Here is a 25804-nt window from a genome sequence, read left to right on the forward strand (position 1 = left end):
TGGGTTCTGGGTGCTGGGTGCTGGGTGCTGGGTGCTGGGTGCTGGGAATAAAAAGGGTGGGAGGGAAAAATACTATGGCCGATGTTATCCGCGCGTATATTGAACAGCAGAAATATCTGATCATTGACGGGGCGCTGGGCACGGAGCTTGAGCGCCGGGGGTGCAATCTTGATGATCCGCTTTGGTCGGCTCGTCTTTTGTGTGACAATCCCGACATGATCGCAGCGGTTCATAGCGACTATCTTCATGCCGGTGCGGATTGTCTGATCACCGCAAGTTACCAGGCCACGTTTCAGGGTCTGGCACGCCGTGGGTTTACTCATGAACAGGCCCGAAAACTTATCCGGTCTGCTGTGGCATTGGCAAAAACGATGGTGGATGGTTTCTGGGCGGATCCCGCCAACCGGGTCAATCGGCTTAAACCCCTGGTGGCTGCCTCGGTAGGTCCCTACGGCGCCTTTCTGGCGAACAGGTCCGAATATACCGGCAATTACGGCCTAAGTGAAGATGAACTGGTTGATTTTCACAGAGAAAGATTGAAAACACTGGTTTCAGCAGGACCGGATCTTCTGGCCTGTGAAACCCTGCCCTGTTTTGCCGAGGCCAGAGCCCTTGTCCGTCTAATGGAGGAGCTTGTGGCGGATCGGGATATGATTTCAGCCTGGATCAGTTTCAGTGCAAGGGACGGGCAGCACATCAACAGCGGAGAGAGAATACGGGACTGCGCCCAATGGCTGGCCGGCAAACCCTGTGTGGCAGCCATGGGGATCAACTGCACAGATCCGCTCCATGTGGCGTCCCTTGTGAAAGAGATCCGGTCCGTGACCGACAAGCCTGTGGTGGTATACCCCAATAAAGGCGATGTGTACAACAATTTGACCAAATCATGGGTCCCAGGGCCGGGCTTGCCTTGCTTTGGTGAAATGGGGGTTCAATGGGCAAAGCATGGGGCCAGGCTCATTGGGGGATGCTGCCATACAACACCGGACGATATCCGCGAGCTTGCCCTATTTCTGAAAGGAAAAAAACAAAAAAGCCCCTGAAAGCAGGGGCCATTGTAGAGGCTGGTAGCGACGCAGGGAATTGAACCCCGGACACTGCGGATATGAGCCGCATGCTCTGACCATCTGAGCTACGTCGCCACAAAAAACCAGACTTAGATATCATAACGTTTGGGTTTGTGTCAAATAAAATTTAAATTTATTTTTATTTAAGAGTATAGGAATTTCCATTTCCCAGCACCCAGCACCCAGCACCCAGCTTTTCCTAGGGGCAATCCCTCATTCTTGGGCAGGTTCAAATCCCTCTATTGCCACGGTAAAGTTGGACAGATCTTCGGGCAGATTGGAAAAAACCAGCATAAACATGACCGAGGCACCGGGCTTGATATTGACATTGGTGTTTTGATGTCCTTGTTTTACAGCCATTTGCTTGGTTATGTCCGAGATATTACCGGTCTTAAGTGTCTCTTCGGGAATTATATTTCCACAATAGGCAATCAGCGTTGCTGCTTTGGTGTTGTTCTTTGTCATCAGGGTCCCTTTGACCTGGATGTAACTGACAGGCGCATTGGATGAGTTTTTAATCCTGCCTGTGACAATGAATAGGTCCCCTGCGTTTTTATTGGAAACAAATCGGCCATCAATGCTGGGTTCGTCAATTACGGGTTTCAGTGGCGTCTGAGGGGCCGGCTGTTTGGGCTCAAGCCATTGTGTGATAAAAGGAATTTCAATGTCGGATACGACCGGAATGGTTACGTCAAGACGAATGATTGCCACATATGCAGCGAGAATCAGCATAAACAGCACCAGCAGGATTTTAACTGCCAGTCTTCCCCCATTCTTGTTTCTTGCGCTTTGTTTCTGGTGGACACTTTGTTCGGACGGCGGCGGAATCAACGGGGCCTGGTCTATGGATGCCTCTGTGGTGGTGTCAATTTCGTCATCCGTCGAGGGCAATGAGATGTCAGGCGCATCCTCCGTATCCGTGTCTGTTTTGTCTTTGATTTCAGGGTCCGGAATGGTTATACCGGCGTCTTCGGGTTCGGTCTCCTGTTCCAGCACCTTGTCATATTCTGCAAATTTATCCTGCTCTGAGGCAATTTCTTCTTCCCGCTCCTCTTGTTCTTCGATTATTTCTTCATTGTCATCAAATTCAAGCTCAATGTCATTTGAAGCGAAATCGTTGCCATGGTTTACATCCGGTTGCGCCTCAATTATGTCGCCCTGCAATTGCTCAAGGTCATCAATCCGGGCCTCTTCGGGTTCAAGGGATAGATCCTCCGGGTCGTCATCTTCAAGCGTCAGATCTATTTGGATATCGTCGTCAATTTCCAGTTCAGGCGATTCATCCTTTTCCCTATCCAGTTCAAGGTCATCAATGGACGATTCCTCTACGGATAGGTCGTCTATGTCAAGGGATAACTCTTCCAGCTCAAGGTCTGCGTCTAGGTCGTCATCTTGGGAAGAACTGATTTCAATATCAGCTGTATCCGGGTCTAAATCTTCGGATGCGGGTGCCAATCCGGAAACTGACCCATTTTCAATTTCTTCAAACTCAAATTCCTGGGTGTCCAGTTTAAGATCCTCATCCTGCAAGTCAAATTCCGGTTCATCTATCTCAAAATCAGCAAGTTCGAAATTAAGACCGTCTTCCTCAAAGTCCGTGGCCGGATCCTCAATTTCCTGGTCCTGGATATCCGGCGTCCCTGTGGTTGCGTGATGCTCAGGCGGTTTCCGTTCAAATTCCGGTTCATCGAATTCAATGTCTGAGAAATCAATGTCTGTATCTTCCAGGTCATCGGCCTGGCTGTCCAGATCGCTGTCTATACTGAAATCGTCATCGTCTGATTCGTTAAATTCGGAATCATCTTGGAACGCTTGTTCATCAAAAGTGATATCGTACGCTTCAGATTTTGGCTCCTCCGGCACTTCATTTTTGGGCTGGTCAGATGGAAAGGCTGTAAAAATATGCCGGCATTTACTGCATTTAACTTTTGAACCCTCCGGCTTAATCATGGCGTCATCAAGGACAAATCGGGTTGCGCACGCTTCGCAGGTAATTATCATTGAGTTTCCCCTTAATTGGAAAATTTTACTTTATAATTTTAAATTAAAGATTGCCGGTAGATTTCTATATTTTTCATTATAGTCCAGCCCATAGCCCACGATAAATCCCCCATCAATACAGAAACATGAATAATCCACATTTATTTGCGCTTCCCTGCGCTCGGTTTTATCAATCAGCGCACATATTTTTATGGACCGGGGATTTAACAACTGCATGGATTCGACAGTTTTAGCAAGGGTCCGGCCTGTATCCACGATATCTTCTACCAGCAGCACATCTCGTCCTTTGAGTTCCAGATCCGGTCGTTTTGTAAACACGATCTGTCCGGTAGATGATGTGCCTTCGTAGGATGATGCACCCAACAGATCAATTTCATGATCAATGGAGATCTGCCGGACAAGATCGGCCAGAAAAACAAATGCCCCCTTGAGTACCCCGACAACCACGAGATCAAGACCTTTGTAGTCCCGGGTGATGTTTTGTCCGATCTCCCGAATTTTTTCCTTGATTTCCTGCTGGGAAATCAAGGGTATGAGTTCAGGCATGTTAAATTATAATCCTGTTTCTTTAAGTTCCCTGATTAATTTTCGTTGTTTGGAGTCTAAACTCTTTGGTATCTCTATATTAATCACAACATAAAGATCTCCGCAACCATTTCCTTTCATGTGGGGAATTCCCATGCCCGGTAAACGCAATTTGGCCTTTTGTCCGGTCCCCGGCGGCAATGTCAGATTGATGGTTTTGCCTGACGGGGTGGTCACTTCAACCTTATCCCCTAAAATGGCCTGGGTGAGCCGGACATCTTTTTTCATCAGGATATCGTTTCCCTCCAGGGTAATGTCCTGGGGCAGGGACGGGCTGGATTTGATATAAAGGTTGCCGGCGGGACCGCCATGTGTGCCTGATTCGCCTTTGCCGGCCAGTCTGATTTTTTTTCCCGGGGTTAGGCCTTTGGGAATTTTAACCTCAATGGCTTTTGTCTGCCCGCCCTGGGAGATGGTGATGGTTTTGCCGGCACCATGAATTAATTCGTCCAGGCTTAAAGGAATTTCATATTCCAGATCTTTGCCCCGGGCTGGGGATTTGCGACCGTACCCCCCACCAGGCCCCGCATTCTGGAAAAAGGGATTGCCCCCCATGCCGGAAAATGAAGATCTTCCACCGCCCTGTTTAAATGAAGATGAAAACCCGCCGCCACCGGCGAAGCCAAACTCTTTGAGAATATCGCCCAGGTCAAAGTTTCTGAAAATATCCTCCTGGGAATATTTTTGCTGGAAGTCGGCAGATCCGTAAGTGTCATACTGTTTTCTTTTTTCAGGATCGCTGAGCACCGCGTAGGCTTCGGAAATGGTTTTGAATTTATCTTCCAAATCCTTGTCCCCTTTGGTTTTATCCGGATGGTATTTGAGGGCAAGTTTTCTGTAAGCCTTTTTTATGTCGGCGGCTGTCGCAGTTTTATCTATGCCAAGTGTTTTGTAATAATCTTGCGCCATTTTATATCTTAAGTCCTTTTACGTTAAACTGTATGGTTATGTCTTCAGTATAAATGTGTAATAAAAGTAAGGCGCGACCCATTGAAGTCAAGGGGACGGATTTTGTCGAAATGCGCTGATGGCCACCATCAGAACGGAGATGGCCGCCGGGGTCATGCCGTCAATGCGGGAGGCCTGGCCCAGGGATGCCGGGCCGATCCGGTTGAGTTTTTCCCTGATTTCGTTGGACAGGCCGTGGGCCGCATCAAAAGAAAATTCAGGCGGAATTTTTATCCGTTCCAGATCCTCAAATTTCTTAATTTCATTATACTGACGCCGGATATATCCTTCATATTTAATTTCAATTTCCACCTGCCGGGCTGCACGGGCCTGGACAGGTTCGGGGGCAGGAGAAATCTGCTTTAACAGGTCGTAACTCAGCTCTGCACGCTTGATCAACTGGGTTAAAGGGACACCTGTATCAATGGGATTGGAGTTATGCCGGGAAAGAAAGGCATTGGTTTCATCACTGGGCTTGACCACGATCCGGCTGACCCGTTCAAGTTCTTTTTCTGTGGCGGCCTTGATCCGGGAAACCTCTTCCAGATGCGCCTTGTCTGTCAGGCCGTATTCATAACCGATCCGGGCCAAACGCAGATCTGCATTGTCTTCCCTGAGCAGCAGCCGGTATTCGGCCCTGGACGTGAACATACGGTAGGGCTCTTGGGTGCCCCGGGTAACAAGGTCATCCACCATGACCCCCATATAGGCCTGGGACCGGTCCAGGATAAACGGCGGACGGCCAACTGTTTTTGCCGCGGCATTGGCCCCGGCCCACAACCCCTGGGCCCCGGCCTCCTCATAGCCGGATGTACCATTGATTTGCCCAGCCAGGAACAGCCCCTTGACTTTTTTGGTTTCAAGGGCAGGCGTCAGTTCCAGGGGCGACACATAATCGTATTCAATGGCATAGGCCGGGCGCATGATCCGGGCCTGTTCAAGGCCCTTTACCGAGCGCACCACCTGGTATTGAATGTCAAGGGGCAGACTGTTGCCCAGTCCCGACGCATAAATTTCTTTGGAGTCGATACCTTCATATTCCAGGATGACATGGTGGGATTCCCGGTCCGGAAATTTGACCACCTTGTCTTCAAAGGATGGGCAGTACCTGGCGGACTGGCCCTTGATATGTCCACCGTACAGGGCTGAATATTTCAGATTGTTGCGGATAACGGTATGGGTGGCCGGATTGGTCTGGCCCATGAAGCTTGGCAGCATGGGCGTTGTCACCTGAGTGGTGGAAAAGGAAAAGGGTTTGATCACCTCGTCTGACCCGTGGACATTAAACTTTGAAAAATCAATAGAATCGGCATGCAGGCGCGGCGGGGTGCCGGTTTTCATCCTGCCCATCTCAAGCGCCATGGATTCAAGGCTTTGGGCCAGACCCGTGGACGCAAATTCACCGGCACGCCCGGCCTGGATTCTGGAGGATCCGATATGGACGGTGCCCCGCAGAAAAGTGCCTGTGGTAATAACCACGCAGGCGGCCAAATACTCAAATCCGGTATTGTCGGTAATGCCTTTGATTGCATTGTTTTCAATGATCAAAGATTCCACCATGGCCTGCTTCAGATCCAGATTTTCGGCCTTTTCCAGGACATGTTTCATATTCTGTGAATACATGTTCTTGTCATTCTGGGTTCGGGTGGACTGAACCGCCGGTCCTTTACGGGTGTTCAGGGTCCGGTACTGGATGGCCGAAGAATCTGATATTTTTGCCATCCAGCCGCCCAGGGCATCAATCTCCTTGACCAGCTGTCCCTTGGCCGTACCGCCGATGGAGGGACTGCAGGGCATGGCTGCAATTTTGTCCATGTCAATGGTGAGCAAGAGGGTATCACAACCCATACGGGCCGCGGCCAGGGCTCCTTCGCATCCGGCGTGTCCTGCACCCACCACAATGACATCATATCTGTTTTTGAAACTGTTCATAACATCCTTAGCAATTTTTTACAGGACCTAAATATAATGATTACTATCTATTGGTCAACAGCCTGGCAAGTTTTCATGGCGAATCTTCTCTCCTTGGCAAATTCATTTGTAATCTGTATGGTTAAGGCGTTACCCTAAGTGGGAAACGTATGAATACAAACGGATGGCATGGAGGAAGACGTTGGCGAATGCAGAGCGAATAAAACGGTACGCGGATTATAATGCTTATCTTCGCAACCTGTTTGGTGAACGGGTGCAGAAAATTTCCGTGGATGCCGGGCTGACCTGCCCGAACCGGGACGGCACCCTGTCCAGGGCCGGGTGTATTTACTGCAATGCAAAAGGGTCCGGTACCGGGGCCTTTGCCAAGGGACTGTCCATTGCCCAGCAGATTGAGGCCGGCAAGATCGGGGCCATGAAAAAATATAAGGCTAGAAAATTTCTTGCCTATTTCCAGTCTTTTACCAACACCTATGCGCCGTTGGAGCACCTTAAGGCCTTATATGATGAAGCCCTGTCCTGTGAAGGGGTGGTCGGCATGGCTGTGGGCACAAGGCCCGACTGTGTGGATCAAGCGAAAATTGATCTGCTTGACGCCTACACAAAGGATTATTTGATCTGGCTGGAATACGGGCTTCAGTCTGTCCATGACGCCACCCTTGCCCTGATCAACCGGGGCCATGATTTCAAGGCCTTTAAAGCGGCCGTGGATCTGGTTGCGCCTAAAAAGAAGCTGAATGTCTGTGCCCATATTATTCTGGGCCTGCCCGGAGAAACCCGGGCCATGATGCTGGAAAATGCCGGGATCCTGGGCGATCTGGGGGTTGATGGTGTCAAAATTCACCTGCTCTATGTGGTCCGTGGCACTGCTTTGGCCAAGATGTATGGTCAGGGCCGGTATACGCCTTTGGAACAGCAGGCATATGTGGACCTGGTCTGCGATTTTCTGGAACGGCTGCCCAAGTCCATGATTATCCAGCGGATTACAGGGGATCCCCATGCTGACGAACTTGTGGCCCCGCTGTGGGCGGCGCGGTACAGAGAGACATTCAACATGATTCAGCATACCCTCGAAGCCCGGGATTCGTACCAGGGAAAATGCGGGACTTGAGATCCGGCATCTAATAGCGTTTTCTTTTGAAAGGCTTTTTCTTTTTTTTACCACCGGAATCGGCATGATTCACTTTGATGGGTTTTTTATTAACTATGCTGCCGTTTAAGGCCTTAATGGCTTTGTCCGCTTCAGAATTACTTGGCATTTCAACAAAACCAAATCCCTTGGAACGTTCGTTAAACCTGTTTTTTATAATTTTAGCGCTTTCAACTTCACCAAATGCTTCAAACGCCTGTTTGAGCGTTGCTTCTGTCATCAGTTCTGTCAGATTCCCGACATAAATTTTCATATTATAGCCTTTAGGCCGTGAAACCCAATCCTTCAGGTTTGGGATATGAGTTTTGCTTTAGCAAGTACGGCCTTAGTTTAATGTTAATAAAAAGGCATATTATATTTAAGCATCAGCCATATGCCAGGGCTGAGTAATGTTTGCCTCGCCAATGTTAATATCGGGTTTAACGTAAACAGCACTGGTTTAACCCCTTAGACCTGTTTAACCACTTACCGTAGAGCAGGGGGCTGGCAAGCACCCTCTGGTACCTATTTCCGATCTAACGTAGTGCGCTAAGCACTTAGGCTGGTCAGCGTGGGGCTTTTACAAGCCCATGCCTTTAGGCTTGGGTAGCTGACTCACGGGTCCTTTTGGTTTTAAATTAGCGCCCTTTGGGCGGGCTGTTAGGTGCTGGGTGCTGGGTACTGGGAAATGGAAATTCCTATACTCTTAAATTATACCCTGACGGGAGAACGTCAACACCTGGTAGATGACGCTTTTTCCCCTACCGTCTGTCTGATTTATTTTTTCCTTTGAACAGGCATAACCCAGTCCAGCCATTTTTTTGCTGAATTTTGCGTGATAGCCCCGCCCGGGGTCCACAATGATTACATCACAATGGATTCGGGCATGCCGGTTTATGAAAGCGGACAAAAGGTTGACATGTTCAACTTCATAAAGAAGGTCAGAACCGATAATCAGGTCGAATTGACCAAGATTATCATTCAGATCCGCCCATCCGGTGCGAACAAAGGGAATTTTTTTTCCATTATTGAGTTTCACATTGTGAACCAGAAACTTTTCAGTTTCAGGATGGTAGTCTGTGGCCGTAATATCTGCCAACCGCTGATTCAGAATCAGGCTGGCCAGGGCAATGCCGCACCCGACTTCAAGCACCCGCTTTCCATCTACATGATAGTTAAGCATCAGGTGGGCAAGCACCTGGCTGGCGGGCCAGACCACGCCGAATAGGGGCCAGGTGGCCGAAGATATCCCAAATCTTTTTGCCTCACCGTTGATATCCGCAAATTGCAAATGATCTCTTAGCGTCCGGATATGAATATCCATTTCCCCGATTTCAAGGGTTGTATAACGGACGCGTACGCTGGACATGGGAACTGTCACTATTCCTGCAGTTCCGGTTGATCCGATTGAACCTCTTCAAGATCGGTGCCGGTGTCTATCTGGTTCTTTTTTTCTGCTTTTCGCTTAAGCTTTTCTTCTTTTTTCTTCTTTTTATTCAATTCTTTTTGCCTTTTTTCCCAGGAATATTGATTTCGGGCTGCCATGCCTCTCCTTTTTTTCGTGCGGTTATAGTTATTTAGGCCGGAGGTAATAACTCTTCTGTCATTTTTCTGCCCAGGGCCTTTTCAATCAAACCAATGGTTTTATTGTCTTCCCTGGTTGTAAAGGTGTATGCCTGGCCGGGTTGATTGACCCTTCCGGTTCTGCCGGTCCTGTGGATATAGGTTTCAACCGTATCCGGCAGATCATAGTTGATCACATGGGAAACCCCTGATACGTCAATTCCCCTGGCAGCAATATCCGTTGCCACAAGGATTTTGAAAGAGCCACTCCGAAAGCCGTCCATTGCCCTGCGCCGCTGGTTCTGGGATAAATTCCCCTGCAAAGAGACCGCATTGAATCCGGATTTTTTTAACTGGACGGCAAGGCTTTTGGCCTTATGTTTGGTCCGTGTAAACACAATGGTGCTGGCCATACCGTTTTTTGCAAACAGCGTTTTGAGCAGGGCTGTGCGCTTTTCCCGTTGGACATTAAACCGGCCATGGGCGATGCGGGGTGCCGGGCCGGTCTGGTTGACCTGAACCTTAATGGGATGGTTTAAGATGTCCTGAACCAGATTGTTGATCGTTTTTGGCATGGTTGCAGAGAAAACCAACCCCTGGCGTTTTTGGGGCAAAGACCGGATAATTCGCCTGATATCAGGCAAAAATCCCATATCAAGCATCTGATCGGCTTCGTCCAGAACCAGGATGTCAATTCCCTTAAGGCTCAGGGCTTTTTCATTCATGAGATCCAGCAAGCGTCCCGGGCATGCGACAACAATGTCCACGCCCTGTTTAAGGGCCTTTTTCTGAAGCGGTTTTCCAACCCCGCCGTAAATGGCCACGCTTTTCACCGGGGTATGAATCGCCATCATTGTGATACTTTCATGAATCTGCTCGGCCAGTTCCCTGGTCGGCGCCATGATCAATGCTGACGGCGCTGCTGAAGATGCGGATCGATGGGTTTTGAGCAAATGCTGGAGAATAGGCAACACAAAGGCAACGGTTTTTCCGGTGCCGGTCTGGGCCAGGCCAAGGATATCTTTGCCGGCAAGAATGGGATGGATTGCTTTCTGCTGGATGGGACTGGGGCTGGTGTAGCCCGCATCACGAATACCGGACTGGATGCCGGGGTGAAAATCAAACTGGGTAAAACTCATTAAAACTCCTGATTGCAGACTTTGATCTGCTTACAATATATATTGAATGAAAAAAAGGTACGCCGAAGATTAAAAAAATATCCTCAACGTGAAGAAGATATAGGCGATCTATCCAATAACATCTTCATACTGTTTTCACGGTTAAGTATTAGTAAAAACGTCAACGTTAACTTACGATGTTTGTTAGACAACGTGGTCAGCGAGAAGTGCCTGTAAAAATAAAATTCTAACAGGAAAAGTGCCTTTACCGGCATTTAAATAATTTATCATACACAACGGTTTTGGTCGCAAAAGGAGCCTGCTGCCACCGCGGGCATGATGACTAACAAAAAAGCCCCTGAGAACAGAATTCTCAGGGGCTTTAATAACTGTTCAAATGAAAGTGTATGAAATGATTCAAAACCCTTTCATCTTTGTCGCAGGGAAACCTGGAAAAAATAATCAGGTCAGCCCGTAACTGTTACTCAATGATCAAGCTTTCGTTAATCTGTTCAACTTTGATGTTGGAAAAAATGTCCTAAAAACGTTGATGATTGAGTATTATAAATAAAAGTGGTCAGCTATTGCACGGTGACATTTGCAGCGGACGGCCCTTTGGGGCCCTGCTCAATGTCAAATGTGACCTGGTCTCCCTCGTTCAAAGTCTTAAAACCTTGTGCGTTAATACCTGAATGATGAACAAAGACATCTTTTCCACCATCTTCTACTTCGATAAAACCAAAACCTTTAGTTTCGCTGAACCACTTTACTGTACCTTTTGCCATGTTGGCGGTCTCCTAAATAAAAAAAATAAAAATTTGCTTCTAACTTTGGGGGGCACTCACAGAAAATTAAAAATTATGAGATATACACCTTAAGGAAGGAACATATGCATATACAAAACATGCATTTTTTATATTGTACCGAAAAAAAGGAAAATGTCAACTCAAAACGCAAAAATTTTAAATTTTCTTCTCTTAAAGGAACATCTGGCGGCAAAAGGATCAGAAACCAATTTCGTATGTCTTGAATCCGGATGATCGCAGCGCCGTTTTTTCCCTTCCGTCCTGCCGGATGATCAGGCATTCGGTGCTTTCAAGGCTGTTGATAAGCGCCAGGGCCTGGTGGGTATCCATGACCATGAGTGCCGTGGCAAGGCCGTCGGCCAAAGTGCAGGTATCGGAAATAACCGATGCCGACACCACCGCGTTTTCAACCGGATAACCGGTCTTCGGGCTGATAATGTGGGCGTAGATCTGCCCGTTTTTTTCGAAATAATTTCTATAATTACCACTGGTCGCAATGGCCTTGTTGTCCAGGCGCACTTTTTTGTACAGACCTGAATTCAAAAAGCCTTTTTCGGGGTTTGTTATGCCTACGGTCCACGTCTTGCGATGCTTGTTTTTTCCTGCGCCGGCCAACTCTCCGCCGATTTCCACAAGATAGTTCTCAATGCCGCCGTCCCTGATCAGGCGGGCAATTTCATCCACGCCATATCCTTTGGCTATGGCGCCTAAATCCAGTGTTATGCCGGGCACGGTCTTGGTCAGGACATGATCCCCGATTTTAAGTTTATCAAAACCAATCCGTTTAAGTGCTGTTTTGATCTGAGCCGGCTTAGGCGGCGTACCCCGCCGTCCCTTTGTGCCGAATCCCCACAGATCCACCAGGGGTTTGACCGTGCCGTCCCAGGCGCCGGCTGTAAGGGTATGCAGGTCTCTGCATTGCTTAAGAACCTGATAAAAATCTGCGGAAACTCTGAAGGCTTGGCCTGTTGGCGCGGCATTGAACCGGGACAGTTCACTGTCTTTCTGGTACATGGACAAACGGGCATTGATTTGTTTTAAGCGCAGATTGATTTTTTCCTGCCATAAGCTTTTGGACAGCGGTTTGGCAGAAACCAGTTTAACGGCATAGCTGGTACCCATTGTCCGGCCGGTAAACACATACGCCTGGGTTGCCAAAGACCGGGCAGGCAAAAGCAGGGTGGTTCCGACAAGCAGCATTAGTGCAAAAATAGACGTTTTAATATGCTTGGTTTGAGGCATGGATATTTCTCTCCTGGTAATAATTCTAAAATACCGGATTAAGTGTTTTTAAAAGGCTTGAACCGGCAATCACCGACCGGACTTCCCGTTTGAACGCCGTGTGCCGGTTGTATTTTTGTTTGCAAAATTCATGGAACAGGTTCTGAGCGGTTTCAGTCTCGCCTTTTGCCGTAAAGACTTCAGCAAGGCTTCCCAGTACCATTGCCGCTCTGTCATAGGCTCCCCTGTGGGTATTGGAAACAATATCATCCACCCGTTTCCTTCCGATTTCCTGTGCCCATTTAAAATCTTGCCCTGTATGGTATTCAGACAGGTTTGCGGCCTTGAGTCCGTTTAAAATTTCGTCATAAAAGAAAAGAGAGGGGGTTTTTTCATCTGCAACAACAAACCTGTTCGAATACGCGTACCTTTTATCAAGGCCCCGGTTCAGCACCTGCTTTATGGCACCTGCACCGCTCTCATACCCTGAGGCCGCCGCAGCAACACAGCCGAATACCAGCCCGACATTGAGCCCGTAAGACCAGCCAAGACTCTTGGAATCTTTTACCATCTCCACGGCAGCCTTGAGATTCCCGTTCATGAGCAGTGCTTTCATGTAAAGATTTTTATCATCGTCACTCATTTTCTTTTTTGGGGAGTAAAAATCAAGGATCCGGGCCAGCCCGTTTTCCCTCTGGTTATGTTCAATTGCTTCAGCCATGGCCTGTGACATATTCTCATCATTGGGGCAGGAATAAAATTTCTCAAATTTCCCTTCGAGTACCCCCTCGTCGTTTCCTGCAGACCGGGATGCCTCGACCAGTACCTGGCTGAGTTCTTCCCTTTTTTTGCCGTTCTTCACCAGCTTGATGGCCTGTCTTGCTATGGTACACGCTTTACTAAACTGCCCCGCCTTCATGAGCAGATCCAGCCAGAACAGATATCCATTGGGCTGGGTACTGCCCCATGCCCGGGCCAGTTTTTCCACCCCGTTCTCTCCTTCAGTTTGAAGCACCGTTTCCAGCAGCAGGCTTGATGGCCTGCCCTCAATGCCTTTTTTTTCCAGCAGGGATTTCCATTCCGGGTAAAAGGACTCAAGGCCTGCCATTTTCTGCTGCCTGGCATCCATTACATCACAAAGCATGGGATAGGCGGTATTATTTTCCATCCTGTCGTACCGGAATGAGGCATCCAGATTCATGGCGTCTGCAAAGGCCGCAATCCTTTGCTTTTCGTCGGAGTCATCATAGACACAACGGGCATGCCGCGCCCGCTCCTCCCGCCAGTCAAGATCAGGATAGGGCAGATAAAAGCCGGAACTTTCCAGCTCGGCCATGAGTCCGAACAGGGCATCGTATACCGTTCGGGCCTCCCTTGTATCCCCGTTTAAAAACAGGGCGCCGGCCTCTGTAAACAGGTCGACCAGATCATTTGACTGCTCTTCGCTGATCAGGTCCGGTTCATCATCATCATAATGGGCATCTTCCCAGTCCCAGTCGTCAAGGGCCTCATAATCCCCGTTTCCAATGGCCTCAATCCGTTCTAAAATATCCTCTTTCAATGCCTGTATGTTATCAAGCAGGTGATCCACGTCTGCAACAGCATTTATGATGCTTTCAGTTCCTGGGGACCATGTTTTAATTCTATCAAGAAATCCAAGCCGTCCGGATGAGGATTCATCCTGTGCCAGCTTGAGAACCAGTTCAACCAGCTGCTCCTTTGACAGAGACCGGCAGATATTTTCCACAGCCTCAACATAGGGTTTTAATGCTATTCTGTTTTTTTTCATCTTTTTATCCTTATTTATAAATCATCCAAGGGACTGGATACGCCATGTCCGCCCTGCTGCAGGATATGAGTATTTATTAACCTGTAGGAGGGGGTATATATTTTCAATTTGTAGTAGTAAGAATCTGAGATTTTTCCCATTTGATATCTTTCAATCGACGTTTCGCTCGAAATTTCGGCTTCAAGGTCCGGGGGCAATAAGATCTCCGGAAGAAGAGAATGCGATCCGGCAGGGGGTCATCTCTTTAAGGCAGGACAGTTTTTCGGTCTCACGGTTCAATGCGTCACTGACAAGAAAATCAGTTGTATGCATGGTGTCCTTGATAATCACCGCCCGAACCTTTTCAGGGAACACGGGGCCGAGGGTTTGGAATCCTGCCTGAATTGCCTTTTCTTCATTGGGCAGCCGGACCGGAATGGCTGCTTTTTTAAGGGAGATGGCGGTCAGGGCATTCATGATAGTGGCCTGGTAATCCATGCCTGCAAATATTTTTTCGGTGATGATATCTGCATTGCCTAAGCCGATGGCATTGCCCGCCGTGTTTGCGGACAGGTCCAGGATCACCAGCCGTTTAGCATAAAGGCTTTGGGAAAAATCATCTTCCATTAAATCACAGGTTCTGCCGGTGACATTGGGGTCCATGCCTGACCCGCTGATCTCCTTGCCGATTTGCCGGACCACCAGCAGGTCCAGATTTTTATACGGCAGTCTGGGGAAATGGGATTTGGCCAGGGCTAAAAGGTCCGGTTCCCGGGTGCTGATCTTGGCCGCCGGTATCACCTCGATTTTCATTACCTGGTCATAGGCGTCCTCCACCACACCAATGCCCAAACACAGGTTGGTTTTTTCGATAATGGTGTCGCCCATGGCTTTAAGGAGCTTATGAAATCCGTACTTCAGGGCAAAATTATGATAGGTCAAGGCGCCGGTGTGTTTCCCCATGCCGACCACCAGCATTTTGTAAAGCCCGCTTTCCACATCACCTTTGAATTTGGTATGGGGCTTGATGCGGTTGATGCAGATGCTGTGATCCGCCTCCATGGCTTTTTTTGAAAAATATACAGGCACTGCATCAAACACGCTTCCGACTTTAATTGCATCCATTTCCGGGGCAATCGCTGCCTGGCAGACGTCACTTGTAACCCCTAATTCGGCAAGGGTTTTTTTCTGGCCTTCCGGGGTAGCGCTGCCGTGGCTGCCCATGGCCGGGACAATGACAGGGTAGGCCCCTTTGTCTTTGATGCGCCCGCAGATTTGTGCCACAAGTTCAGCAATGGCGTTAATGCCCCGGCTGCCCACACCAATGGCCACGGTCTGTCCGGGTTTAATGGGTGACTGATCCAGTGCCGGGTCCAGTTGTATTTTCAGGTCCTTTGCCGGATCAGACAGTGCCATGGACGGCAAATTCAGTTTTACCCGGTAAAATCCGGGGAAATTAAATTTTTTTTCAAGGTATGCCGGGTATCTCATTTTTTTCTTTCTTCCAGTTATGTTCACCAGGGTTAGGGGGCGCAAACTAGTTGGATCCAACCGCTAACACTGCAATGTTTTAATTTCATCATGGTGGTCTGCAAATTCTATGGCAATGGCTCTGAACACTTCAGCATGCTGTTTAAATACGTCCACCATGTCAGGATCAAAATGTTGTCCTCTTCCTTTAAGAATATAGGCCATGGCTTGTGAATGGGGGAATGGCGGCTTATATACCCGTTTGGAGACCAGGGCGTCGTACACATCCGCAATGGCCATCAACCGTCCTTCCACAGGAATGTTATCACCTGAAAGCCCCTGGGGATAACCGGAACCGTCCCATTTTTCATGGTGGGTCAAGGCAATTTCAGCCGCACATTTCAGATAAGCGCCTGTGTCCAGACGTTTTATCCCGGACAGCAATACCTTATATCCATGCGTGGTATGGGTTTTCATCACATCAAACTCTTCTTTGGTCAGTTTCCCTGGTTTATGAAGGATGGCATCAGGTATGGCAACTTTTCCGATATCATGCAATGGTGCGCATTTATAGATTCGGTCAATGGTTTCTTCATTTAGTATTTCTTTAAATTGAGGCAAAATTTTAAGCTGGTCTGCAAGCGTTTTGATGTAATACTGGGTCCGCTTGATGTGTCCGCCGGTATCCGGATCTCGAAACTCAGCCAAGGTGCCGATGCATTCCATGCTGATTTCCTGGGTTAATAATAATTCCCGGGTTCTCTTGGCGACCAGATTCTCCAAATGGTCTTTGTGTTGTTTCAATTCCAGATGATTTTTAACACGGGCTTTGACGATTGCCGGACTAAAGGGTTTTGTAATATAATCCACCGCCCCCAAGGCAAGTCCCTTGGCTTCATTATCCTCGTCGGACAGGGCTGTCAAAAATACCACCGGGATATCCCGGGTCGCGGTTTTGGATTTCAGTCTTTCACACACTTCGTATCCGTCTATGCCGGGCATCATGATATCCAGAAGAATAATATCCGGTGGCGTTTGCTCAACAATTTTCAGGGCTGATTCGCCGTCCATGGCTACACTGATCCGGTAATCGTCGCCAAGGGCCTCCACCAGGATATCCACATTGATTTTAACATCATCTACAATCAGAACACGCATTTGAGATAAGTCGGTCATAATTTATCCTAATATAATATAATACTATTAATCAAGCGACTATATATTATAAATGAATACAACGATATTTGGTAAAAGGATAACGCCATGACAGAGAACAGAATCGTTTATATTACCCAAGCGCCTGTAGAATTGTACAAGGTGCTTAAGTTTGAAAGTTTTGCATCCAGCGGAGGCGAGGCCAAGCATATGGTTGCCGACGGGCTGGTCCGGGTGAACGGCCGGGTTGAAACAAGAAAAAGGAAAAAGATTCTTCCCGGCGATATTATAGAAATTTATGGCACTTGTCTTGAAATTCAGATGGATTCCATTTAAATGGAAACAGGGGGGGATTGATTCTATTGTAGGCCATTATTCGTAGGGGCAAATCCCTCTGTGGTTGCCCTCGTTAGGACAGGCACGGTGGCCGGCCTCTACAGCGGCCGACATTAGAACCAATCCCGAAACAGGAGATTAAATGGTAACACGAGACAATAATATACAGGATTTCAATGCAAGTAAATCTCACCTTGGGCTTTCCCGATTTCTCATTGTTTGCGAACTGCTTGGCTTTTTGTTTATACCGGCCGGTGCCGGCCTGGCTGACCAGCCCCCTATGATTTTGGCCAGTGCGGTTATGTGTGAACGCATATCCAATTTCAGGCCGGTAAATCCGGCCGTTGTTTTTTCCGTTTCCCGGGGAGAGGTTTTCTGCTTTTCTGAATTTGATCCGGTGTATGAAAAAACAGCAATTTTTCATAACTGGTATAAAAAAGATAAGCTTATTTTTTCCATGCGTCTTGTCCTTTCCGTACCCAAGTGGTCCTCCTTTTCAAGGGTCCAGATGCGTGATGCGGATAAAGGTCCCTGGCGGGTGGAAATCAGGGATGAAGACAATAATGTTTTAAAAACCTTAAGATTCAGCATGACTGATTAATGCCCATGGAACAACTCTCTTTATTATTTTCCGGATGGCGATGGCAGGATGTACTGGATATCGTTTTCAACGCATATATTCTTTTCCGTTTGTATGTATTGTTCCGGGGTACCAATGTCCTGCGTGTTCTCATGGCTGTGGTGGCGATGTGGATCATCGGCCGCAGCGCCAACGCCATGGGGCTGGTCATTACTAACTGGGTCATGCAGGGCGTGATCACCGTGGCGACCTTTATTATTATCCTTGTTTTCAGAAATGAAATATCAGGGGTGGTCAGAACACGCAGTTTGGGGTTTTTTCTATGGGAGATCCCAAGGACCCAGATCAATACACCGGTGCGCATCATCACTGATGCCGTGGTCAAGTTGGCCGGATCAAAAATCGGGGCATTGATCGTTATGCCGCTTAAAACAGGGGTGGACAGCATCATCTCCTCCGGGACGGATATTAATGCGTCACTTTCCAGGGAAATGTTGATGAATATTTTCTGGCCCGGTGCGCCGCTCCATGATGGTGCTGCTGTAATCCAGGGAGCAAAGATTACCCGGGCCGGGACGATTCTGCCCTTGTCCCAGAATCGGCATCTGGCCTCCAAATACGGTACCCGGCACAGGGCGGCCCTGGGGCTTACCGAGCAAAGCGATGCCCTGGTGATCGTTGTGTCTGAAGAGCGTGGCAAAGTCTCTCTTGTGAAAGACAACCGGATTGATGAAGTCAGGGATCCCGACAAAATTGAGGCGTTAATAAAACAATATACCGGCGGGCCGGAACCGGCAAAAAAAATGCGCCGGCAGACCCGGGAGTTACTTGTAGCCGCCATGGTCTGTCTTTTATGTACCACAGGGTTGTGGCTGAGCTTTTCACGGGGTATGGAGACACTGGCCAACTATGATGTGCCCATTGAGTTCATGAACTCTGACAAAAAAATGAATATTATTGATGCATCCGCTTCCAGGTCCAGGCTTCTGATCAGCGGTGCACGGCCTTTGATCAAGGCTTTGACCCTGGATCAGATGAGTATCAAGATATCCCTTGACGGAACAGCCTTGGGAAAAAATAAACTGGCCATTACCAGACAGAATGTCCAGTTGCCGCCAGGCATCCGCCTGAAGAACATTGAACCGAATCAGGTGGAAGTGACCCTGGATGTTATGGCGGAGAAACAGGTCCCGGTACAGGCCGATTTTTCAGGAAAATTGCCGGAAGATCTTATCATGACCAGTATCAGTGTTATTCCTCAAACAGTCACGATTACAGGTGGCGGGCTTACCCTGGACACCGTAACCACCGTGTTTACCGAGAAAATTCCCCTTGAAAATTTAACAACTTCAGGCGTTGTTAATGCGGCACTGGTCATGAACCCTGATACCCTGCGGCCGGATGAAAAAGATAAAAAGGTCCAGATTCGATACAACATTGCCAAGAGAAATAGCAATGACGGCACTGAAAACTGATGGCGCCACCTGTGAGCGCCATGTGATAAATATGCCGGTTGTCCTGTTCATTTTGGGATGAGTTGGCGCCGGGATCGTCGCCCACCACGATCACCAGGCCGCCGATAATATTCATTAAGCTGAACTGAACAACGGTATCCAATGCGGCATTCAACCCCACGCTTTTAAAAAAGACGCAGCTTGAATTGCCATTGACGGCCGCCCTGAAGGCCACTTCGCCGGCCACCTTTTCATTGACGGAAAACTAAAAATAAAATGGCCGTTTTTCTTCAGGATCATGAATCCACTTAAACAGTAATCTCAAGCTGTTACTCTCAGAATTATATTTTCTAAGAGTGCGCCGGTTCATGCCGTGTCCCCATTGTCCGGCGCTCCGGGAGCAGGAAACCGCACCCCCAGTGCCATCAGGGCCTGCTTTCCCCTCAGGGTCAGGTCCGTTGTGAAGCGGAACTGATCCCGGGGGTCCACCGGATAGGCCTTGACCCTGTATTGCGTGGCCCAGGGCCCTTCCGATGCAACGATGGTTACCGGCTTCAATATCTGGAGATAGGCGCTGGTCATGGCCGTATCCACAATTCCGACGTCAGACAGCGCCAGAAGTGTCCGGCCTGTCTCCGTGGCGGAAAAGGGAAGCAGGTTCACGGCAAGGTTCCGGGGCAACCCGTTATGAAGCAACAGGCTGTGCATGAGGATCGGGGATGCCGGTCCCAGGTCCGAAGGCACCACAAGCGACGGTATCTTTTCCCAGGGCTCCACCCAGATGGTGATGCCGTCGGTGGGTCCTGTTTCAGACACCTGTTCACCGGCGGGCTGATCCGGTTCCCGTTTCAGGGCCCGCCGCCAGATTTCAAGGGCAATGCCCGGGATACCGAAACTGCGGGCTGCCAGCTGATTGACGAATGCGCTTGCCTTGGTACCGGCCTCTGGAGGCAGAACTGTTTCGCCGTTGTCTGCCTGGCGGAAGTGTATCTGCCGGCCGTATCCATCATTTGCCCTCCGGCTCAGCCATCTGCCCAGGGCGTGATCGTCAAAGGCCCGGGCGACTACCGCCCCTGGTAAGGGGACCGGGAGTATCCGTCGCAAATAGGCCAGGGCCCAGGAGTTGCATCCGATAACGCCAGGGCCCGCAGCCTTTGCATTGATGCGCGCCAGGAGTTGGCGGACCAGGGTCAGTCCACGAACATGGCGCAGATAGGTTTTAGCTATGTCGGGAAGTACCCAGGGGGTATCTGTGGATTTTGTCCAGTCTAGCCATGTCAGCTCCTGGCTGAGAATCTGCTGTGGATCCGGCGCCGGAATCAGTCGCCACCCCAAGGCGTTGGCCAGACGTGACAGGATCTGAGCATTGTCGCTGCCGGGCAGGCCGACCACCATCATGACAGACGGGGCTTCGGCCGATCCGGTTTCGTTTTTTACCGCGATTTCAAGCGCCCGGACAGCCCCGGACCAGTTCGAAGGGGGCGCAACTTTTCCAACGACAGAAGGCGGCAGGTATTCCAGATTCTGAGCAGGGTCGTGAACCGGGGGGGCCTGCCGCTGAAATCGCTGCCAAATATCCTTTATTCCGCTTTTTATGGTGCGGGAGATGGTGGCCTGGGGAGCGGCATAATCTGCCAGGGGAACATATTCCCACAAATTCTGTTCTTTCCGGTTCACGTCATTTCCTTATGTCAAATGCAGTTACGTGTTCGTCCGACGGCTTCACCGGACCGATCAGGTTTTCCTGGCCGCTTGCAGGATTCAGCCGTTCTGAACAGAATTTACAGAACACCGCGTCCGGATCATGGCCAAGGGCCATGCAGGCCGGGCAGGCCTGGGTGGAGATTTTTTTCCGGCCGGCGTGGTTCAGTTGCGCCGTGACAATCCCTGTGGGCACGGCAATAATGGCGTAGCCCAGGATCATGATCACCGAGGCCAGGCTCTGGCCCAGGTTGGTCTTGGGGGAAATGTCCCCATATCCCACGGTGGTCATGGTCACAATGGCCCAGTAAATGCTCCTGGGAATACTGGTAAAGCCGTTTTCCGGCCCTTCGATGAGGTACATGAGGGAGCCGAAAATCACCACCAGGCTGATAATGGCCAGAAGAAAAATGGTGATTTTGCGGCGGCTGGCCAGAAGCGCCTGCATAAGGATAGCGGCCTCTCCCACATAAGAGGCCAGTTTTAACACCCTGAAGACCCGGAGCACCCTGAGGATACGGATTACCAGCATGTACTGGCTCCCCGGCAGGACCAGGCTCACATAGGTGGGCAGCACCGCCAGGAGGTCCACAAGCCCCAGAAAACTAAAGGCATACCGCAAAGGCTTTGTCACACAGAAGAGGCGCAGCAGGTACTCCAGGGTAAACAGGAGGGTAAATCCCCATTCAATCCCGTACAAAAGGTTCCCGTGACTGACCTTTACAGCAGCCACACTGTCCAGCATAACCACCAGTACGCTGGAGAGAATGGAGAGGATAAGAATGAGGTCAAACCATTTACCGGCCCGGGTATCGGCTTCAAAAATGATTTCGTGGAGCCGGATCCGGAGCCTGTGGAACCCTTTCTGGTTTTTGATTTCTGACACGCTCTGTTCTTTTTCATGCATCTTGTTAGATTTTGCAAATTTTGGGGTCACCCATTTCTCCTTACATTTTTTTTGAGGGATAGAATCCCCCGGCTACTCGATTATCTCGTCGTTTAATAAATCGTTTAAATTGAATTTTATGTAACCGCCATATTCGGCCGGAAAGTTTTTTGCTGCCGAAAAATATCTGCCCTTTCAGCCTGCCCCAAGGTGACGTTTTTTTAATATCACGCGCTACAAATTTTCGGTAGTTTTACCGAGTGCCTTTTTTATTCTGTACAAACTGCACCAATACCCAATCTGTTATCAATCAGTCCGGCTTAAGTTCAGAGTATAGGAATTTCCATTTCCCAGCACCCAGCACCTAACAGCCCGCCCAAAGGGCGCTAATTTATTTAAAACGGGTGAATAATAACAGCTCCATTTTTTAGTATAGCTGAGGCCATATTTCAGGCGCTTGATAATCCTTTTATCCTTTGTTATATCTTGCTTGACAAAAACGAAGTTCCTATAATTAGGAAACGCAGTCACGCCTCGGCGTGATGCCCTGTGGGTGCTTGTGGCAACGAAACAGCGCTGCCCGGACCCGAAAAAATGACATTGAAAGCGGCCGGCAAACGCGCCTGCCGTTTTTTATTTGCTATACTGAAATGAAAGGCTTATGAAAATCGTACGTATGACAAACCCAAATCGGTTTCTGCTGCTGCTGGCCCTGCTGTCAGCCTTTCCGCCTCTTTCCACCGACATGTACCTGCCAGCCATTCCCTTGCTCCAAAAAGCCTGGGATCAGCCCTTGGCCGTGGTCAACCTGACCCTGGTCGGTTTTTTTGTCAGCTATTGTGTGTCTCTCCTGTTTTACGGCCCCTTGTCCGACCGGTACGGCCGACGGCCACTCCTGCTGGCCGGCATCGGCCTGTTTATCGTTGCCAGTCTGCTCTGCGGGCTTTCCACCGGCATTGCCGGCCTGATTGTGTTCCGGGTGTTACAGGCCATCGGGGCCGCCTCGGCCGCTACCTTGGCCCTGGCCATCACCAAGGACATTTTTCAGGGTCATGAACGGGCGAGAATTCTGGCTTATATCGGCGTAATTATGGCCCTGGCGCCAATGCTGGCACCGGTGTTCGGCGGATGGGTGTTGACTTGGTTTTCCTGGCGATGGGTCTTCGTGATCCAGGCGGCAGTCGCAGCCATCGGCTGGATCGGGGTATTGCGCATGCCGGAAACCCTGAAAACTCCATCAGCCAAAAGCGTTCGGGAGACGGCCGGGATCTATTTCGAACTGCTCGCCAACCGGCGCTACCTCGGTTTTGCCCTGATGATGTCCATCATCGTTCTGCCGCACTTTGCCTTCATTGGTGGCTCGGCCGATATCTACATCACCCGGCTCGGGTTGTCTGAGCAGGTTTTCGGTTATTTTTTTGCCCTGAACGCCATGGCCATCATGGCCGGTTCCTTCGCCTGCACGCGGCTGCTGGGTCTGCTGGGATCGCAAAAACTGCTCACCATGGGGTTTGTCGGAATCATGGCCGGCGGTGCGGCAATGCTTACACGATGGCTGCCCGGCCCCTGGGCTCTTGCCCTGCCCATGGTGGTGATCTCCTTTTCCTTCGGTCTGAGCCGGCCGCCCAGCAACAACCTGGTACTGGAGCAGGTGGACCGGCATGCCGGTGCCGCCTCCTCACTGCTGATTTTCATCTACTTCCTGCTGGGCGCGTTTGCCATGTGGTTCATTGCCCTGGACTGGGCGGACAAGATCGGTATCATCGGTCTGCTCGGTACCATCAGCGGCGGCGCCATGCTGGCTCTCTGGCTCCTGTTTGGCAAGGGGGCCGGAACCGGCGGACGACATTAATTCGAAAGCATTTTGCCCTGCCTTGATTACACCCCCTTTAGCTGATAAAACAGATGCATATACATTTCATTAAAGGGAGTGAGTTATGTCCGAGATAAATCTGTATAACTGGGAGAGCAGTCTTGTGCCCCCGGATAAGGTTTTAAACCATATCCGGCCGGGAATGACCGTTTTCATCGGCACAGGGCCGGCGACGCCAAGACGGCTGATCCGCACATTGCTTGATGTGGATAAACATAATATCAGGGATCTTGAGTTGATGCAGCTGGCTGTGCTGGGGGAGACCATTTTGTCCATTGACCGCCTTAATGCCCCCAATTACCGGTTGAAAACATTTTTTTCAGGGGGGTATGTGGCCTGGGATACCATATCCAGTGGTCAGGTGGATCTTATTCCTGCCTATTCCTCGGAGATTCCGGAAATTATCAGATCCGGCAGAATCAATGTGGATGTGGCCTTTATCCAGATCACCCCGCCCAATGATGCCGGGTATTGCAGTCTTGGCCTTGCCGTGGATGTGGCAAGGGAAGCCATGTACAAGGCAAGCCTTGTGGTGGGTGAGGTGAATGAGGAAATGCCGTTTACCTATGGGGATACCTTTGTTTCCATAGAAGAGTTTGATCTTCTGGTGCGCTCGGACCGGGAGCCGATCACCTATACACCTGAACCGGTTAACGATGTCATGAAAAAGGTGGCTGCCAATGTGGCCAATGAAATCCGGGACGGTGACTGCATCAACTATTCCCTGGGTCCCTTGTTTGAAGGGATGGTGCCTTATTTATCGGATAAAAAAGACCTTGGCATCCATTCCCTTTATTTTACAGATGCAGCCGCAGAACTTGTCAATTCCGGGGCTGTCACCAATAACCGCAAATCTCCGTTCAGGGGGAAGTCTTTGGCATCCTATGCCCTTGGCACCAAGAAGCTGATGACATGGCTGCATAAAAATCCTTTGGTGGAATTCCAGGGTATTGACTGGGTGTGTAACTCCCAGCTCATTGCCCGCAATCCCCAGTTTGTCGCCATATATGAAGGCCGCAAGGCAGATCTCCAGGGCAGGGTTGCCTTTCCCTTAAGAGGCGCCGTGATTTCCGGTCCTGGTGAAGGTATTGATTTTTACAAGGCTGCGGAAGCCTCCAAGGATGGCAACACCATCATCGGCATGCCCAGCCGCAATGCAAACGGCGAATCCAATATCCTGTTCAGTATAGAGAAATATGTCAACCAGTTGCGTCTGCGGGAATCCATCCATGTGCTGGCCACGGAATACGGGGTGGCCTTGCTCAAATGGCGTCCCTTGCGCGAAAGGGCTCAGGCCATCATTGATGTGGCCCATCCCGACGACAGGGAAGATTTAATTAAAAAGGCCCGGGAAAAAAACATCCTCTATTCCAACCAGATATTTGTCAGCCATTCCGCTCACCTGTATCCAGCATATATTAACTACACCAAAACCTTCAAGGGTGATAAAACCATTCGGTTCAGGGCGATGAAACCTTCGTATGAAGAAGCCATGCGCCGGTTTTTCTACCGCTGTTCAAATGAAACGGTATTTTATCGCTTCTTTTATTCCGTAAAAACCATGAGCCACGATAAAATGCAGGCGTATGTGAATGTGGACTATACCAAAGAGTTCTCCGTGGTGGGATTTGGCGGAAAAAAAGGCGAAAACCGGATCGTTGCCGAGGCTCGACTGGTTGGCAGTGATGACGGCAACGCCGGTGAGGTGGCTTTTCTCATAGATGAAAACTATCAGGGTGCAGGGGTGGGGTCTTATCTGATGTCGCTGTTGGTCGATGAGGGGAAAAGACGCATGCTTGACGAACTCTATGCTGAGGTACTGCCCGATAACCGGCCTATGATCAAGGTGTTTGAGAAATCAGGCCTGCCTTTGAAGTCAAAGCTTGACGGCGGGGTTTACCATATTACTCTGTCCTTAAAGGATTGATCCGGGAACCGGTTGATTGAACTTTTCACTATTTATTCATAAAAAATTTAGGTTTTTACAATTGCGGCCGATACTTTAATCAGGAAAAGAAAAACACGCAAAAATCGTTAAATCAGGAGAGCAATGGTCAACTACCCCTCGGCTAAAGACCGAGGGACTTGAAAAAGCCCCAAAGTTGACCAGTCTAAGTGCTTCGAGCACTACGTTAGATCGGAAACAGGTACCCTGGGGTGCTCGCCAGCTCCAGGTTCTACGGCAAGTGGTTAAACAGGTCTAAGGGGTTA

Annotated in this window: 22 protein-coding genes and 1 tRNA gene; 7 read left to right on the forward strand and 16 right to left on the reverse strand. The window is 49.5% G+C overall.

Annotated features, from left to right (window positions below):
* Positions 1-1043: homocysteine S-methyltransferase (mmuM, locus tag HXW94_RS14040; protein WP_246294051.1), on the forward strand; the 1043-nt coding region annotated here is incomplete at its 5' end.
* Positions 1044-1065: 22 nt separating this feature from the next.
* Here mmuM and HXW94_RS14045 read toward each other — a convergent pair.
* The 5 genes from HXW94_RS14045 to mnmG form a co-directional block, all read right to left on the reverse strand.
* Positions 1066-1142, reverse strand: a tRNA-Met gene (locus HXW94_RS14045).
* 138 nt (positions 1143-1280) lie between these two features.
* The gene (locus tag HXW94_RS14050) at positions 1281-3068 is read right to left on the reverse strand and encodes a DUF3426 domain-containing protein (RefSeq protein ID WP_178367534.1); all 1788 of its coding nucleotides are present in this window, start codon (positions 3066-3068) and stop codon (positions 1281-1283) included.
* Between the two features lie 30 nt (positions 3069-3098).
* Complete coding sequence (gene hpt, locus HXW94_RS14055) at positions 3099-3614, reverse strand: hypoxanthine phosphoribosyltransferase (RefSeq protein WP_178367535.1); 516 nt, start codon at positions 3612-3614, stop codon at positions 3099-3101.
* 6 nt (positions 3615-3620) lie between these two features.
* Positions 3621-4562 carry a DnaJ C-terminal domain-containing protein gene (locus tag HXW94_RS14060; protein WP_178367536.1) on the reverse strand — a complete coding sequence of 314 codons (942 nt, stop codon included), beginning with the start codon at positions 4560-4562 and terminating at the stop codon, positions 3621-3623.
* Between the two features lie 87 nt (positions 4563-4649).
* Entirely contained in the window at positions 4650-6533 is a 1884-nt protein-coding gene (gene mnmG / locus HXW94_RS14065) for a tRNA uridine-5-carboxymethylaminomethyl(34) synthesis enzyme MnmG (RefSeq protein WP_178367537.1), read from the reverse strand.
* A 181-nt stretch (positions 6534-6714) separates the two neighbouring features.
* Here mnmG and mnmL point away from each other — a divergent pair, with 181 nt between their 5' ends.
* On the forward strand, positions 6715-7644 hold the full coding sequence (gene mnmL, locus HXW94_RS14070; protein ID WP_425484219.1) for a tRNA modification radical SAM protein MnmL/YtqA: 930 nt from the start codon (positions 6715-6717) through the stop codon (positions 7642-7644).
* A 10-nt stretch (positions 7645-7654) separates the two neighbouring features.
* On the opposite strand, the gene HXW94_RS14075 is transcribed toward mnmL, so the two are convergent.
* From HXW94_RS14075 to HXW94_RS14115, 9 genes are all read right to left on the reverse strand, one after another.
* Positions 7655-7936 carry an RNA recognition motif domain-containing protein gene (locus HXW94_RS14075; RefSeq protein ID WP_178367539.1) on the reverse strand — a complete coding sequence of 94 codons (282 nt, stop codon included), beginning with the start codon at positions 7934-7936 and terminating at the stop codon, positions 7655-7657.
* A gap of 432 nt (positions 7937-8368) precedes the next feature.
* On the reverse strand, positions 8369-9031 hold the full coding sequence (locus tag HXW94_RS14080) for a class I SAM-dependent methyltransferase (RefSeq protein WP_178367540.1): 663 nt from the start codon (positions 9029-9031) through the stop codon (positions 8369-8371).
* An 11-nt stretch (positions 9032-9042) separates the two neighbouring features.
* On the reverse strand, positions 9043-9207 hold the full coding sequence (locus HXW94_RS14085) for a hypothetical protein (protein WP_178367541.1): 165 nt from the start codon (positions 9205-9207) through the stop codon (positions 9043-9045).
* A 32-nt stretch (positions 9208-9239) separates the two neighbouring features.
* Positions 9240-10364, reverse strand: a complete 1125-nt coding sequence (locus HXW94_RS14090) for a DEAD/DEAH box helicase (RefSeq protein WP_178367542.1) — start codon at positions 10362-10364, stop codon at positions 9240-9242.
* A 560-nt stretch (positions 10365-10924) separates the two neighbouring features.
* Positions 10925-11128 carry a cold-shock protein gene (locus tag HXW94_RS14095; RefSeq protein ID WP_178367543.1) on the reverse strand — a complete coding sequence of 68 codons (204 nt, stop codon included), beginning with the start codon at positions 11126-11128 and terminating at the stop codon, positions 10925-10927.
* A gap of 219 nt (positions 11129-11347) precedes the next feature.
* Complete coding sequence (locus HXW94_RS14100) at positions 11348-12391, reverse strand: FAD:protein FMN transferase (protein ID WP_178367544.1); 1044 nt, start codon at positions 12389-12391, stop codon at positions 11348-11350.
* Between the two features lie 25 nt (positions 12392-12416).
* Positions 12417-14159, reverse strand: coding sequence for a hypothetical protein (locus HXW94_RS14105; protein WP_178367545.1), 1743 nt, complete (start codon positions 14157-14159; stop codon positions 12417-12419).
* 180 nt (positions 14160-14339) lie between these two features.
* Complete coding sequence (locus HXW94_RS14110) at positions 14340-15629, reverse strand: nickel pincer cofactor-dependent isomerase, group 22 (RefSeq protein WP_178367546.1); 1290 nt, start codon at positions 15627-15629, stop codon at positions 14340-14342.
* A 63-nt stretch (positions 15630-15692) separates the two neighbouring features.
* Complete coding sequence (locus tag HXW94_RS14115; protein ID WP_178367547.1) at positions 15693-16784, reverse strand: response regulator; 1092 nt, start codon at positions 16782-16784, stop codon at positions 15693-15695.
* 87 nt (positions 16785-16871) lie between these two features.
* On the opposite strand from HXW94_RS14115, the gene HXW94_RS14120 reads away from it, so the two are divergent.
* From HXW94_RS14120 to HXW94_RS14130, 3 genes are all read left to right on the forward strand, one after another.
* A complete protein-coding gene (locus HXW94_RS14120) occupies positions 16872-17099 on the forward strand; it encodes an RNA-binding S4 domain-containing protein (RefSeq protein WP_178367548.1) in 228 nt (75 codons plus the stop codon).
* A gap of 142 nt (positions 17100-17241) precedes the next feature.
* Positions 17242-17700 carry a DUF2914 domain-containing protein gene (locus HXW94_RS14125; protein ID WP_178367549.1) on the forward strand — a complete coding sequence of 153 codons (459 nt, stop codon included), beginning with the start codon at positions 17242-17244 and terminating at the stop codon, positions 17698-17700.
* 5 nt (positions 17701-17705) lie between these two features.
* Positions 17706-19154 (forward strand): diadenylate cyclase, encoded by a 1449-nt coding sequence (locus HXW94_RS14130; RefSeq protein ID WP_178367550.1) that lies wholly within the window; start codon positions 17706-17708, stop codon positions 19152-19154.
* A 345-nt stretch (positions 19155-19499) separates the two neighbouring features.
* On the opposite strand, the gene HXW94_RS19560 is transcribed toward HXW94_RS14130, so the two are convergent.
* Together HXW94_RS19560 and HXW94_RS14140 are read right to left on the reverse strand one after the other, a co-directional pair.
* A complete protein-coding gene (locus tag HXW94_RS19560; protein ID WP_246294053.1) occupies positions 19500-20810 on the reverse strand; it encodes a hypothetical protein in 1311 nt (436 codons plus the stop codon).
* Position 20811: 1 nt separating this feature from the next.
* The gene (locus HXW94_RS14140; protein ID WP_343054637.1) at positions 20812-21771 is read right to left on the reverse strand and encodes an ion transporter; all 960 of its coding nucleotides are present in this window, start codon (positions 21769-21771) and stop codon (positions 20812-20814) included.
* A 610-nt stretch (positions 21772-22381) separates the two neighbouring features.
* On the opposite strand from HXW94_RS14140, the gene HXW94_RS14145 reads away from it, so the two are divergent.
* On the forward strand, positions 22382-23572 hold the full coding sequence (locus HXW94_RS14145) for a multidrug effflux MFS transporter (protein ID WP_246294055.1): 1191 nt from the start codon (positions 22382-22384) through the stop codon (positions 23570-23572).
* A gap of 85 nt (positions 23573-23657) precedes the next feature.
* Positions 23658-25520 carry a bifunctional acetyl-CoA hydrolase/transferase family protein/GNAT family N-acetyltransferase gene (locus HXW94_RS14150; protein WP_178367551.1) on the forward strand — a complete coding sequence of 621 codons (1863 nt, stop codon included), beginning with the start codon at positions 23658-23660 and terminating at the stop codon, positions 25518-25520.
* Positions 25521-25804 lie beyond the last annotated feature (284 nt).

This window comes from Desulfobacter latus (assembly GCF_013389365.1).
In the GTDB taxonomy this organism is placed as follows: Bacteria; Desulfobacterota; Desulfobacteria; order Desulfobacterales; family Desulfobacteraceae; genus Desulfobacter; species Desulfobacter latus.